At 73.5% G+C, this 12,546-nt stretch carries 11 protein-coding genes; 7 read left to right on the top strand and 4 right to left on the bottom strand.

Translation table 11 applies throughout. The annotated features are described in order from the left end of the window. Positions 1-118 precede the first annotated feature (118 nt). On the bottom strand, positions 119-928 hold the full coding sequence (locus ACWF9Z_RS05325; RefSeq protein ID WP_453597842.1) for a GNAT family N-acetyltransferase: 810 nt from the start codon (positions 926-928) through the stop codon (positions 119-121). 59 nt (positions 929-987) lie between these two features. Here ACWF9Z_RS05325 and ACWF9Z_RS05330 point away from each other — a divergent pair, with 59 nt between their 5' ends. The 6 genes from ACWF9Z_RS05330 (at position 988) to ACWF9Z_RS05355 (ending at position 8,653) form a co-directional block, all read left to right on the top strand. Then, positions 988-1,410, top strand: a complete 423-nt coding sequence (locus ACWF9Z_RS05330) for a signal peptidase I (protein ID WP_453597661.1) — start codon at positions 988-990, stop codon at positions 1,408-1,410. A 214-nt stretch (positions 1,411-1,624) separates the two neighbouring features. Continuing rightward, positions 1,625-3,874: an MMPL family transporter gene (locus ACWF9Z_RS05335; protein ID WP_453597663.1), complete on the top strand. Its 2,250-nt coding sequence runs from the start codon at positions 1,625-1,627 to the stop codon at positions 3,872-3,874. A 39-nt stretch (positions 3,875-3,913) separates the two neighbouring features. Beyond that, positions 3,914-4,468: a GNAT family N-acetyltransferase gene (locus tag ACWF9Z_RS05340; protein ID WP_453597665.1), complete on the top strand. Its 555-nt coding sequence runs from the start codon at positions 3,914-3,916 to the stop codon at positions 4,466-4,468. 136 nt (positions 4,469-4,604) lie between these two features. Further along, entirely contained in the window at positions 4,605-5,192 is a 588-nt protein-coding gene (locus tag ACWF9Z_RS05345) for a hypothetical protein (RefSeq protein WP_453597667.1), read from the top strand. A 189-nt stretch (positions 5,193-5,381) separates the two neighbouring features. Further along, entirely contained in the window at positions 5,382-5,546 is a 165-nt protein-coding gene (locus tag ACWF9Z_RS05350) for a hypothetical protein (RefSeq protein ID WP_453597669.1), read from the top strand. Between the two features lie 80 nt (positions 5,547-5,626). Continuing rightward, positions 5,627-8,653 carry a helix-turn-helix transcriptional regulator gene (locus tag ACWF9Z_RS05355; RefSeq protein WP_453597843.1) on the top strand — a complete coding sequence of 1,009 codons (3,027 nt, stop codon included), beginning with the start codon at positions 5,627-5,629 and terminating at the stop codon, positions 8,651-8,653. A 22-nt stretch (positions 8,654-8,675) separates the two neighbouring features. Here the strand turns inward: ACWF9Z_RS05355 and ACWF9Z_RS05360 are convergent, their stop codons facing one another. The 3 genes from ACWF9Z_RS05360 to ACWF9Z_RS05370 form a co-directional block, all read right to left on the bottom strand. Next, complete coding sequence (locus tag ACWF9Z_RS05360; protein WP_453597671.1) at positions 8,676-8,849, bottom strand: DUF6191 domain-containing protein; 174 nt, start codon at positions 8,847-8,849, stop codon at positions 8,676-8,678. A gap of 40 nt (positions 8,850-8,889) precedes the next feature. Further along, positions 8,890-10,098 carry a PQQ-dependent sugar dehydrogenase gene (locus tag ACWF9Z_RS05365; protein ID WP_453597673.1) on the bottom strand — a complete coding sequence of 403 codons (1,209 nt, stop codon included), beginning with the start codon at positions 10,096-10,098 and terminating at the stop codon, positions 8,890-8,892. A 202-nt stretch (positions 10,099-10,300) separates the two neighbouring features. Then, entirely contained in the window at positions 10,301-11,308 is a 1,008-nt protein-coding gene (locus tag ACWF9Z_RS05370; RefSeq protein WP_453597675.1) for an aldo/keto reductase, read from the bottom strand. Between the two features lie 81 nt (positions 11,309-11,389). On the opposite strand from ACWF9Z_RS05370, the gene ACWF9Z_RS05375 reads away from it, so the two are divergent. After that, positions 11,390-12,346, top strand: a complete 957-nt coding sequence (locus ACWF9Z_RS05375; RefSeq protein ID WP_453597677.1) for a 2-hydroxyacid dehydrogenase — start codon at positions 11,390-11,392, stop codon at positions 12,344-12,346. Positions 12,347-12,546 lie beyond the last annotated feature (200 nt).

Below are 12,546 nucleotides of genomic sequence, written 5' to 3' on the forward strand. Positions count from 1 at the left end.
CCGCGGCGCGACGCCCGCGCTGCCCGCCCGCGCCGCGACGCCCGCGCCGCGACGCCCGTGCTGCCCGCGCCGCCACGCGCCGGCCGGCTGAAGGCCGTCGGTCCGGCCCCGCTCCGCCCTACCCCTTCCACACCCACGGCACCGTGACCCCCAGCACCTCGAAGCCCAGCCGCTCCAGGATCGGCCGGCTGTCGTCCGAGGCGTCGACCTGGAGGTAGGGGATGCCCCGCTCCGCCGCCACGCGGGCGCGGTGGGCGACCAGGAGGCGGTAGATGCCCCGGCCGCGCCACCGCGGGTCCGTGCCGCCGCCCCACAGGCCGGCGAAGGAGGTGCCGGGGCGCATCTCCATCCGGGCGGCGCTCACCGGGGTGTCGCCCGCCATCGCGACGACCGCCTCGATCGTGTCGGGCTCCTCCGCCAGCAGGTTCAGCATCAGCTGCCGGAGGTGCGGGCGCTCCCTGCCGAAGGCGCGGCGGTGGGCCTCCATCATCAGGTCGACACCCTCCTCGTCGGTCACCACCCGCAGGGTGATGCCCTCCGGCGGTCGCACCGTCCCGCGCGCCAGGTCCGCGGTCCGCCCGATCAGCAGGGTCTCGGCCGGCTCCGCCACGAAGCCGGCCGCGCGCAGCCGGTCCCCGAGGTCGGCCGGGCGGTCGTAGTCGTAGAGCTTCCACTCGAACTCCGCGTCCGGGACCTCCCCCTGGGCCGCCAGCTCCGTGAAGAAGGCCACCTGCTCCGCGATCGCCGCGTCCGCCGTGCGTTCGTCGAGCCCGGACCAGAGAACCATGGCCCCGCCGGTTCCCGGCACGATCTGGCGCACGACCGCACCCGCCCGCTCCACGCGCGCGTCGGCGGTGTCGGGCTGCGCTTCGCGGCGCATCTGCGTGTCGAACTCGGCGCGCAACGTCAGCAGGTCATCAGGGTTCATCGTCATCCGGCCAGCTGACCAGGCGCGGGACGCCCCGACAACTGCATTAGCCTCGCCCCGTGAACGACCCCACGAGCAGCCCCACCCGCGCGACCCCCGCCCCCCAGGTCTACACCGGCAAGGCCGCGCCCGACGCGGCCGTCGACCGGGGCTGGCTGCTCGGGCACTTCAAGGAGCCCGGCGATCCCCGCCACAGCGAGGACGTGGAGATCAAATGGGGCGTCCACCCCAAGGGCGACGCGCGGACCCAGTGGGTGCGCGGCGAGGAGCGCACGGCCCTGCAGGTCCTCATCAGCGGGCGCTTCCGGCTGGAGTTCCCCGGCCGGAGCGTGGTGCTCGCCGAGCAGGGGGACTACGTCGTGTGGGGACGCGGCGTGGACCACTCCTGGTACGCGGAGGAGGACGCGGTGGTGCTCACCGTCCGCTGGCCCTCCCTCCCCGGATACCGGGCCGACGAGCCGCCGGCCGGAGCCCCCGGATGACCAAGGTCCGTACGAGGCCGGGTACCTGGTCCCGTACCCTCTTCCAGGGCCTGTGACGATGCCCACGAAGGCCGCCGACGATCAAGGAACGCTGAGATCCTGAAGGTATGGACCACGGGTCCCGGCGCGGCCGGACCACGGCGTCCGGCGTTCCAGCGTTCTTTGCGACGGGCCGTTCCCCGGTAAAGATCCGAACCACCAGGGAGCTCGTCCGTTGGCAGCAATCGCACGATGGTGCATGCGGCACCGACTCGTGACCGTCCTGCTCTGGCTCCTCGCGCTCGGCGGGACCGCCGCGGCGGCCGTCGGCGCCGGAGCGGCGTTCTCCAACGACTACGAGGTCCCCGGCACCGAGTCGAGCAAGGCGCACGCCCTGCTCCGCGAGGGCTTCCACGGCCAGGGCGGCGACGCCGACACCGTCGTGTGGCGGACCCCGGACCACCAGAGCGTCCGTACCCCCGCCGTCGAGGACCGCATGACGCGGGCGCTCGACGCGATAGCCGCGCTGCCCGGCGTCGGATCGGTCTCCGGCCCCTACGGCTCCGGCCCCGAGAGCGCGGCTCGGATCAGCCCCGACGGGCGCACGGCCTACGCCGTGATCACCTTCGACCAGCAGGCCGACTCGGTCCCCAAGGCCCAGGCGAAGTCCGTGGTCGAGGCCGCGAAGAACCCGACGACCCAGGCCGACGGCCTCCACGTCGAGCTCGGCGGCCGGGCCGTCGCCCTCACCGAGGCCCCCGGAGCGCACCGTGCCGAGGTGATCGGCGTGGCCATCGCCGCCCTCGTGCTCTTCCTGGCCTTCGGCTCGCTCGCCGCGAGCCTGCTGCCCATCGCGACCGCCCTCGTCAGCGTGGGCACCGCCTATTTCGGCATCACCCTGCTCGGGCACGCGATGCCGGTGGCCGACTTCGCTCCGATGCTCGGCACCCTCGTGGGCCTCGGCGTCGGCATCGACTACGCGCTGTTCATCGTCACCCGGCACCGCAAGGGACTCCAGCGCGGACTGTCGGTCGAGGAGGCGGCCGAGAGCGCCGTCGCCACCACCGGCCGGGCCGTGGTCTTCGCGGGGGCCACCGTCTGCATCGCCCTGCTCGGCATGCTCGTGCTCCGGCTGGACTTCCTCGACGGCGTCGCGATCGCCGCCTCCCTCACCGTCGTCCTGACGGTCGCCGCCTCGGTGACCCTGCTGCCCGCCCTCCTCTCGTACATCGCCGCGCGCGCACTCTCGCGCCGCGAGCGCCGCAGGCTGGCGGCCGAGGGTCCGAGGGGCGAGAGCGTCACGGGCTTCGCCGCCCGCTGGTCGGCCTTCGTGGAGCGGCGGCCGAAGCTGCTCGGCCTGCTCGCCACGGTGGTCATGGTGGTGCTGGCGCTGCCCACGCTCTCCCTCCACCTCGGCACCTCCGACCAGGGCAACAACCCGGCCACGTCCACCACCCGCAAGGCCTACGACCTGCTCGCGGAGGGGTTCGGCCCCGGCACGAACGGCCCGCTGACGGTGGTCGCCCGCCTCGACGGAGCCGGCGACCGGATCGCCGTGGACCGCCTCGCGGCCTCGCTCCGCACGACCCCGGGCGTCGCCTCCGCCGGACCGGCCGTCCTCAACCGCAGCGCGGACACCGCCGTCATCACCGTCGTACCCGACTCGTCGCCGCAGTCCCGGGCCACGAGCGAGCTCGTCGACACGCTGCGGGAGGACGTCATCCCGCGCGCCGAGCACGGCTCGTCCCTGCGGGTCCACGTCGGCGGCGTGACCGCGGGCTACGACGACTTCGCCCGGGTCATCATCGGCAAACTGCCGCTCTTCGTCGGGGTGGTCATCGCGCTCGGGTGCGTGCTCCTGCTGCTGGCCTTCCGCTCCCTCGGCATCCCGCTCAAGGCCGCCGCCATGAACGTCGCCGCCGTCGCCTCCTCCTTCGGAGTCGTCGTCGCGATCTTCCAGTGGGGCTGGGGCAGTGAGCGGATGGGCCTGGGCAGCGCCGGACCGATCGAGCCCTTCCTGCCGGTGATCATGGTCTCGGTCCTCTTCGGACTGTCGATGGACTACCAGGTCTTCCTCGTCAGCCGGATGTACGAGGAGTGGCTGGAGACCGGGGACAACCGGCGGGCCGTCCGCGTCGGCCTCGCCGAGACCAGCCGGGTGATCAATTCGGCGGCCGTCATCATGATCTCCGTCTTCCTGGCCTTCGTGCTCAGCGGCGACCGGATCATCGCCATGTTCGGCATCGCGCTCGCCGCGGCCGTCGCCCTGGACGCCTTCGTCCTGCGCACCCTCCTCGTCCCGGCCCTGATGCACCTGCTCGGCGGCGCCAACTGGTGGCTGCCGGCCTGGCTGGACCGCCGGCTGCCGCGCATCAGCATCGAACCCCCTGCAAACGGGCCCCGTGCGACACTTCCGACACAGCGGACCGGCGCCGCGGCCGCCACGAGCGAGGACGGCACCGAGCCCGCCACAGCATCCCGGTGAGCCGGCGAACCGCCGCCCGAAACCCAAGGACAAGCCCGCATGTTCTCGATAGACATCGCCGAAGGCGCCCAGCTGTTCCCGCTGGAGATCCGGCACGCCGAGGAACTCCTGGCCCACATGGACCGCGGCCGGGAGTTCATCGGCCAGTACGTCGGACTGCCGGACGTGGTCGCCGACCTCGACGGGGCGCGGTCCTACCTGGCGCTCTACGCGCAGAAGGCGGCCACCGACACCGGGCGGCTCTACGGCATCCGCGTGGACGGCGTCCTCGTCGGCGGCGTCCTCTTCCGCACCTTCGACACCGCCGGCGGCACCTGTGAGGCCGGCTGCTGGCTGGAGCCCTCCATGGCCGGCCGGGGCCTGGTGACCAAGGCCTGCCGGATCATCATCGACTGGGCGTTCCGGGAGCGCGGCATGCACCGCGTCGAGTGGCACGTGGCCTCCGGCAACAAGAAGAGCATCGCCGCCGCCGAACGGCTCGGCATGACCCGCGAGGGCGTCATGCGGGGGAACGACCTCTACCGGGGCCGGCGCCAGGACACCGAGATTTGGTCGGTCCTCGCCCACGAGTGGGACGCGCCCCGGCCGGCGTAGCCGGCGCAACCGGCGCCCCAACTCCCGCCGCCACCGCGCCCGTCCCCGGTCCCCTCGCCGATCCGGGACGGGGCGTCGGCGGCCGCCCGCGCGCATTCTCAGAAACCTCTCATACAAGCCGCCTACGGTGCCCCGCATGGACACCACGAAGACCCCCGCCCCGACCGCTCCCGAGGCGGACTCCCCGGCCGACCTGAAGAAGGCCGACGCCGCCGAGACGACCGCCCCGGCCGCCGCGGACACCGCAACCGCCGGCGAAGCCGTTCCGGACGAGGAGCTCGCGGGCCTCGAAGACGTCGAGGACTTCGACGACGAGCTGGACGAGCACGCCGAGAAGCCCAGCGGTGTCGGCGCCGCCGCCTCCGCCCTCGTCGCCGCCGGTCTCGGTCTGATCGCCCTCAGCGGCAGCTGGGTCTCCCGCGTCATAGCCGAGCGCGCGACCCTCGTCGGCCAGATCGACTCGGTCAACGCCACCAGCACCGAGGCGAAGATCGAGGCGCTGTACGGCAACGCCTGGCACATGACGGCGCTCGTCAACGGCGTCCTGTCCACCCTCGCGCTGCTCGTCGCCGTCTTCGTCCTGGCCCGCCCGGCCTTCGGCACCCCCGGCCGCACCCTCCCCACCTGGGTCCGCGCCGTGTCCTGGGCCGCCGTCGCCCTCGGCGTCATCGGCATCATCGCTTTCGCCGTCATGTACTTCCTCCCGCTCCCGAAGGCCGCCTAGTCCCACCGGCCGCCCGCCTAGGTACCGCCTAGGAACGGCCTTAGTCCGCCCCGAGGGCCCCCGGCCCGGGACTAAGGCACCCCGGGCCGCGCAGATGCGGCATGCTCCCGATGTGCCGGTACCCCCTGGGACGCGAATCTTGGATCACACCGAACGAGGTGCCCGAGAAACGCCACCAGGGAGTACGAGATGTTCGAGTACGAGATCGCCACCGCCCGCGGCAACGACCTCATCCGCCAGGCCGACACGTACCGCCTGATCCGGGAGGCGAAGAAGGCGCGCCGCTCCTTGTCCCGAAGCCAGAACCCGGAGGGGCCGGTGAGGGTGCGGGTCGGCGCGACCCGCACCGCGTAACCGGCTACGGGACCGGCGCGGGCGGGCACGTGACGAGAAGCGCATCCCCGACGAGTGCCGAGGGCCAGGGCGTCTGTGCGATGCTCGGCGACGTGGAGACCAGATCTGTCAGCCCGGTGTTCGTCGGCCGAGCCGACGAACTGGCCGTACTCACCGACGCGCTGACGCGCGCCGCCGGCCAGGAGCCGCAGGCGCTGCTCATCGGCGGCGAGGCAGGAGTCGGCAAGACCCGCCTCACCGAGGAGTTCCTCTGCGAGGCCGACCGCCGCGGCGCGGTCGTCGCCGTCGGAGGCTGTGTGGAGATCGGGGCGGAGGGACTTCCCTTCGCCCCGTTCTCGACGGCCCTGCGCACCCTGCACCGCTTGCTGCCGGACGAGCTGGCCGCGGCCGCCGCCGGCCAGGAAGGCGAACTCGCCCGCATCCTCCCCGAACTCGGAGAGACCCCGCGCGGCCCGCACGACGAGGAGAGCACCGCCCGCCTCTTCGAACTGACGGCCCGGATGCTGGAACGGCTCGCCGCCGACCGCACCGTCGTCCTCGTCCTGGAAGACCTGCACTGGGCGGACACCTCCACCCGGCACCTGCTCTCGTACCTGTTCCGGGCCCTCGGCAGCGGCCGGCTCGTCGTGGTCGCCACCTACCGCGCCGACGACGTCCACCGCCGTCACCCGCTGCGCCCGCTCCTCGCCGAACTGGACCGGCTGCGCACCGTCCAGCGCATCGAACTGCCCCGCTTCAACCGGGCCGAAGTACGCCGCCAGCTCGCCGGCATCCTCGCCTCGCAGCCCGAGGAGGACTTCGTCGAGTCGGTCTTCGACCGCTCCGACGGCAACGCCTTCTTCGTCGAGGAACTCGTCGCCTCCCGCTCCAGCGGCTGCCTCACCGGCCTCACCGAATCCCTGCGCGACCTCCTCCTCGTGCGCGTCGAAGTCCTCCCGGACGCCGCGCAGCGGGTCGTGCGCATCGTCGCCGAGGGCGGCTCCACGGTGGAGTACGACCTGCTGCGCGCCGTCACCCGGCTCACCGAGGACGAACTGATCGAGGCCCTGCGCTCGGCGGTCGGCGCCAACATCCTCCTCGCCACCTCCGACGGAGACGGCTACCGCTTCCGTCACTCCCTGGTCCGCGAGGCGGTCTCCGACGACCTGCTGCCCGGCGAGCGGGCCCGGGTCAACCGGCGCTACGCCGAGGCCCTCGAGGAGGACGACTCGCTGATCCGCACGGAGGAGCGGGTCATCCGGCTCGCCACCTACTGGTACTACGCCAACGACGCGGTCAAGGCGCTGCCCGCCGTGCTCGAGGCCTCCGTCGCCGCCCGGCGCCGGCACGCCTACTCCGAGCAGCTGCGGCTGCTGGAGCGGGCCATGGACCTGTGGGAAGGCGTACCGGAGGAGATACGCGACGCGTTGCGCCCGGCGGACTACACCGACGTGTACCCGCCCTGCGGCTGCGACCCCGCGACCACCCCGCTCCGCTACCTCGACCTGCTCGCCGAGGCGACCGTCTCCGCCCGCTTCGGCGGCGAACGCGAGCGCGCCCTGAAGCTCACCAAGACCGCCCTGCGCCTCCTGGAGGACGGCGACGACCCGCTGCGCGCGGCCTGGTTCTGGACCGAGCGCTCCCGGCTCGTCGCGAGCCTCGCCCGCGGCGACGGCTGGGAGGAACTCGGCAAGGCGCAGGAACTCGTCCGCGGGCTGCCCCCGTCCCAGGTGCACGCCGACGTCCTGGTCCGGGCCGCGAGCTGGGGCATGCTCCACAACCCCGGCCCCGACAACCTCGCGGCCGCCGAACGCGCCGTGGAGTACGCGCGGATGATCGGCGCCGAGGACACCGAGCTCAACGCCCGGATCACCATCGGCACGCTGCTCACCGACTCGGGTCAACCCGAGCGCGGTCTCGCCGAGATGTACGCCGTCAAGGACCGGGCCGCCGCACTCGGGCTCGCCATGCTGGCGGGACGTGCTCATATCAACCTCACCTCTCAGTTGGAAAGCATGGGCCGGTCCCGCGAAGCCGTGGAACTGGCCGAACAAGGTGTCGCCCTGGTCAAGAAGTCGCAGCTCAGGGACTCCGAGGCCTGGGTGCGCGGAAACATGGCGGAGAGCCTGTACAGCCTCGGCCGCTGGGACGAGGCCGCGGCGGAGGCCCGGCACACCCAGAGCATCGTCAGCAGCTCCGCCCCGCGCGCCTCCGCCTGCGCGCGGCTGTCCTACCTGGCCCTGGCCCGCGGCGAGCTCGCGGAAGCCGCGGCCCAGCTCGCCGCCGCCCGCGCCCACTTCGGACCCCACGACAAACAGCCCCAGCACCGGCTGCCGCTCTTCCGCCTCGCGATCGGCGTGGCCGCGGGGGAGGGCCGGATAGCCGACGTGCGCACCGAGGTGGCCGCCGCCGTCGACTACGGCTTCCCGCTCGGCCACCACCGCTACGCCTGGCCGATGCTGCTCGCCGCCGCCTCGGCCGAAGCCGACGCCCGCGGCCTGCCGGCCGCCGAGGCGGGCCGCCAGGAGGCGCTGAAGGCGCTGCGCGACGCCTCCCGGAACCTGGCCACCCCCGTTCCGGTGTGGATCGCCCACGCGGAGTACGTCCGCGCCGAGCTGCTGCGGGCCGAGGCCCGGGACACGGTCGCCGACTGGACGGCCGTCGAGGCGGCCGTCCGGCCGCTGGAGCGCCCGTACCTGCTGGCCAGGGCCCGGCACCGGCTCGTGGAGGCCCTGCTGGGCTCGGGCTGCGACCGCGAGGCCGCGGCCGGGCTGCTCCACGAGGCCTACGCCACCGCCGAGCGGCTGGGAGCCCGCCGGCTGCGCGAGGACCTGGCCCTGCTGGCCCAGCGCGCCCGGCTCCCGCTCGGTCCCGACGCCCCCGGGGCCACGCCCCTGCCGGACACCGACCCGGTCGAGGCGCTGGGCCTGACCAGCCGGGAGCGGGACGTACTGCGCCTGGTCGCGGCGGGCCGGACCAATCGCCAGATCGCCGAGGAGCTCTTCATCTCCCCGAAGACGGCCAGCGTCCACGTTTCGAACATCCTGGCGAAGCTGGGCGTGGCGGGTCGCGGCGAGGCGGCCGCCCTGGCCCACCGGCTCAGGCTCTTCGGCCCGGTCGCCCCCTAGACCGCCGGGTCGGGTCGCCGGGTCAGGCCGGCGGCTCCTCCCGGGCGCGTATGAGGACCTTGCCGGAGTCCAGGTCTATCGGCCCCTTTCCCGGATCGTTGTCGCTGACATCGGTCCGGGAGAGCTCCAGCCGCTTCTTCTCGTCGTCCGTGTGCTTGCGTCCCGGGCTGAAGAGCTCCTCGATCATGTTGAACATCGCGCCACCGTGCCTTTCGTCCCCGATGGGGGCCCCTAGGTCATCGCACCGTCAGTGTCAGGATCCTGTCGTCGCCCGCTTCCGGCGACCCGCGTCCGTCGGTCTCGCTCGTGACCAGCAGCAATCTGTCCCCGCCGAGGGCCACCACGGTCCGCAGCCGGCCGTACTCACCCTCCAGGAAGGCTTCGGGCTGCGCCACCGGCGCTGCCCCGGCCAGCGGGATCCGCCACAGCCGCTGCCCCTTCAGCCCGGCCATCCACACCGAGCCCTGTGCCCAGGCGATGCCGCTCGGCGAGGCCTCGTCGGTCTTCCAGACCGCCACGGGATCCCGCAGGCCCGGCTTGCCCGCCATCCCCTCGGCCTCCGGCCAGCCGTAGTTCCCGCCCGGCTCGATCAGGTTCAGCTCGTCCCACGTGTTCTGGCCGAACTCGGCCGCCCACAGCCGCTTGTCCGCGTCCCAGGCGAGCCCCTGCACATTGCGGTGCCCGGAGGAGTAGACGACCGAATCGGCCTCGGGATTCCCGTGCACCGGCTGCCCGTCCGGAGTCATCCGCAGGATCTTGCCGCCCAGTGACTTCTTGTCCTGCGCGAGCCCCGCCTCGCCGGTCTCTCCCGTCCCCGCGTAGAGCATCTTGTCCGGGCCGAAGGCGATCCGGCCGCCGTTGTGGATCAGACCCTTGGGGATGCCCCTGAACACCGTGTCGGGGGCGCCCAGTTGCTCACCGGCCGGTCTCTTGTCGTCATAGCGCAGCCGTGCGATGCGGTTGTCGGACTCGGTCGTGAAGTACGCGTAGACCATGCGGTCCGAGGCGAAGGAAGGGGACAGGGCCAGACCCAGCAGACCGCCCTCGCCGCCCGGGGCCACTCCGGGCACCTTGCCGACCGCGGTCACCGCCCCCGTGGCCACGTCGACCCGGCTGATCGTCCCCTTGTCCCGCGAGGCGACCAGGAGGTTCCCGTCGGGCAGCGGAGCCACGCCCCACGGGGACTCCAGGTCCTTGGCGATCACACCCGTCACCGTCACCCCGCCCCGGGCCGGCGGCCCGGAGGGCGACGGAGAGGCGGACGCCCCCGCCGAAGCCCCCGCAGCCGACGGGCCGGAGGCCGCCGAGGCCGAGGGTGACGCGGCCGGTCCGGCCCCCGCGCCGCCCGGCGGCGAGCACCCCGCCGCCAGCAGCGCCCCGCATCCGGCCAGGGCGCACGCCGCCAGTACTCCGCGGTTGCGGGCGCGCGGGGCGGCGTGGGCCATCGGCGCCCGTCGTCCCCCCGCCCCGCCCCGCTCCTGCGCCCCTGCCCGCGCCTGCGCCCGCTGTCGCTCGTCGCCGTATCGCATCGTCCTGCTCCCCTCGGATCCTCCGATCGTGCCCTTCACACGTCTCAACAGCCTCGACCGTTCCCGAAGTTCCACCAGTCGTACACTCGATCGAGTGGTGCTGCGGTGGCCCCGGACCTCAGTCCCAGCCCCCCACCGGCTCCGGCAGCCCCGACAGCTCCTCGAGGTCCGCGGCGGTCAGCCGGACCTCCACCGCCCGCGCGTTCTCCGCCGCCCAGTGCGCCTGCCCGGCCCCCGGCACCGGAACCACCTGCGGCCCCTGCGCCAGCACCCACGCCAGCGCCGCCTGCGCCTCCGTGACCTCGGGCCCGTGCCGCCGCGCGACCCGGCGCAGCCCCGCCACCAGCACCTGGTTCGCCGCCATCGCGTAGGCCGTGAACCGCGGGTGCCTCGCCCGCGCGTCCCGCGGCTCGAACCCCTCACCCGGCGTCAGCGTCCCCGTCAGGAACCCGCTCCCCAGCGGCATCGCCGCGAGGAACCCCACCCCGCGCGCCGCGCACCACGGCAGCAGCTGCCAGGCCGCCTGCGGGGACCACACCGACAGCTCCGCCTGCACCGCGCTCACCGGGAACACCTGCTGCGCCCGCTCCAGGTGCCGCAGGGTCGCCCCGTACGACCGGTCCGCGCGCCGCCCCGCGCCCGGCCCGGTCCCGGCGCCCAGCGCGCAGAAGCCGAGCGCCCGCACCTTCCCCGCGCCCACCAGCTCCGCCATCGCGCCCCAGGTCTCCTCGACCGGCACGTCCGGGTCCACCCGGTGCAGCTGGTAGAGGTCTATGACGTCGGTGCGCAGCCGCCGCAGCGAGGCGTCGCAGGCCCGCCGGAGATACCCCGGCCGTCCGTCGGCCACCACGTGCTGCCCGTCCGAACGCAGCCCCACCTTGGCGGACACGAACGCGTCGCCCCGCCGGTGCGCCAGCACCCGTCCGAGCAGCAGTTCATTGGTGTAGGGGCCGTACAGGTCGGCGGTGTCCAGCAGGTTCGCGCCCAGGTCCAGCGCGGTGTGCACCGTCTCCAGCGAGTCCTCGCGGCTCCGGCGCGACGGCGCGTACGCCCCGCTCATGGGCAAGCACCCGAGCCCTATGGCGCCCACCGTCAGCGATCCCGCTCCGATCGACCTGCGCTCCACTCCCGCGTCCCTCCTGGTCCCTCCCGGTCCGGCACACAAACTAACGGCTCGACCGGGATCCCCTGGCATAGCCTCGTGATCATGACTGCAGAAACTCCGGACGTCTGGCTCCCGTTCCCCACCGACGAGATCGACGGCCTCCCCGCCTCCTTCCGCTACCGACACTGGGACGGCGAGGAGACCTTCCCGGCCGATCCTGCCGACTGCGTCTTCTACGTCGCCCCGTACATGAAGTCCGAGGCCGTCACCCTGCGCCCGCTGGCCGCGATGGCGCGCCTGCGGGTCATCCAGACCCTGACCGCCGGCGTCGACGCGTTCGTCGGCGCCCCGGGCGGCCTCGCCGGCCTGCCTTCCGGCGTACGGCTGTGCAACGCCCGGGGCGTCCACGAGGCGAGCACCGCGGAGCTCGCGCTCACCCTGACCCTGGCCTCCCTGCGCGGGATCCCCGGCATGGTGCGCGGCCAGGACCGCGAGGAATGGCGTTCCGGGTTCTACGACGCCCTCGCGGACAGGTCCGTACTGATCATCGGCTACGGGGCGATCGGCGCGGCCATCGAGGACCGGCTCGCGGCCTTCGAGTGCGAGAGCGTCGTGCGGGTCGCGCGGACGGCGCGCACCACGGCGCGCGGTCCGGTGCACGCCCTCGCCGACCTGCCCCAACTCCTGCCCCTCGCCGACGTGGTGATCCTCTCCACGCCCCTCACCGACGGGACGCGCGGGCTCGTGGACGCCGGGTTCCTCGGCCGCATGAAGGACGGGGCGCTGCTCGTGAACGTGGCGCGCGGCCCCGTCGTCGACACCGGCTCGCTCCTGCGGGAACTGGAGGCGGGCCGGCTGCGCGCCGCGCTGGACGTCACCGACCCGGAACCGCTGCCTTCCGGCCATCCGCTCTGGCATGCTCCGGGTGTCCTGATCACGCCCCATGTGGGAGGCAGCAGCTCGGCGTTCGAGCCGCGGGCCAAGCGTCTGGTGGCCCGCCAGCTCCGCCGGTTCGCCGCCGGGGAGCCCGTGGAGAACACGGTGTTGATCACGGAGTGACGCGCCGGCACGCTCCGCAGTCGCACGGGCGCACTCGGTGGCCCCAACTCCCCTCTTGGTAACGGAGAGTAGAGAGACTATGTCCCTGAGTGACGAAAGTGGTGTATCGTCCGGACCAAGGGGCTACGGCGCGCGTTCGTCTCGCGTCGGGGAGTGATCGGACACTTGGGGGGCGACGGGCGATGTACGGCCAATGGGTG

The organism is Streptomyces sp. NPDC054961 (genome assembly GCF_053609145.1).

Bases quoted from the DNA above. Each gene is read 5' to 3' on its own strand.
- ACWF9Z_RS05325 (WP_453597842.1), bottom strand. From the start codon at position 928: ATGAACCCTGATGACCTGCTGACGTTGCGCGCCGAGTTCGACACGCAG.
- ACWF9Z_RS05340 (WP_453597665.1), top strand. From the start codon at position 3,914: ATGTTCTCGATAGACATCGCCGAAGGCGCCCAGCTGTTCCCGCTGGAG.
- ACWF9Z_RS05345 (WP_453597667.1), top strand. From the start codon at position 4,605: ATGGACACCACGAAGACCCCCGCCCCGACCGCTCCCGAGGCGGACTCC.
- ACWF9Z_RS05350 (WP_453597669.1), top strand. From the start codon at position 5,382: ATGTTCGAGTACGAGATCGCCACCGCCCGCGGCAACGACCTCATCCGC.
- ACWF9Z_RS05355 (WP_453597843.1), top strand. From the start codon at position 5,627: ATGCTCGGCGACGTGGAGACCAGATCTGTCAGCCCGGTGTTCGTCGGC.
- ACWF9Z_RS05360 (WP_453597671.1), bottom strand. From the start codon at position 8,849: ATGTTCAACATGATCGAGGAGCTCTTCAGCCCGGGACGCAAGCACACG.
- ACWF9Z_RS05365 (WP_453597673.1), bottom strand. From the start codon at position 10,098: ATGGCCCACGCCGCCCCGCGCGCCCGCAACCGCGGAGTACTGGCGGCG.
- ACWF9Z_RS05375 (WP_453597677.1), top strand. From the start codon at position 11,390: ATGACTGCAGAAACTCCGGACGTCTGGCTCCCGTTCCCCACCGACGAG.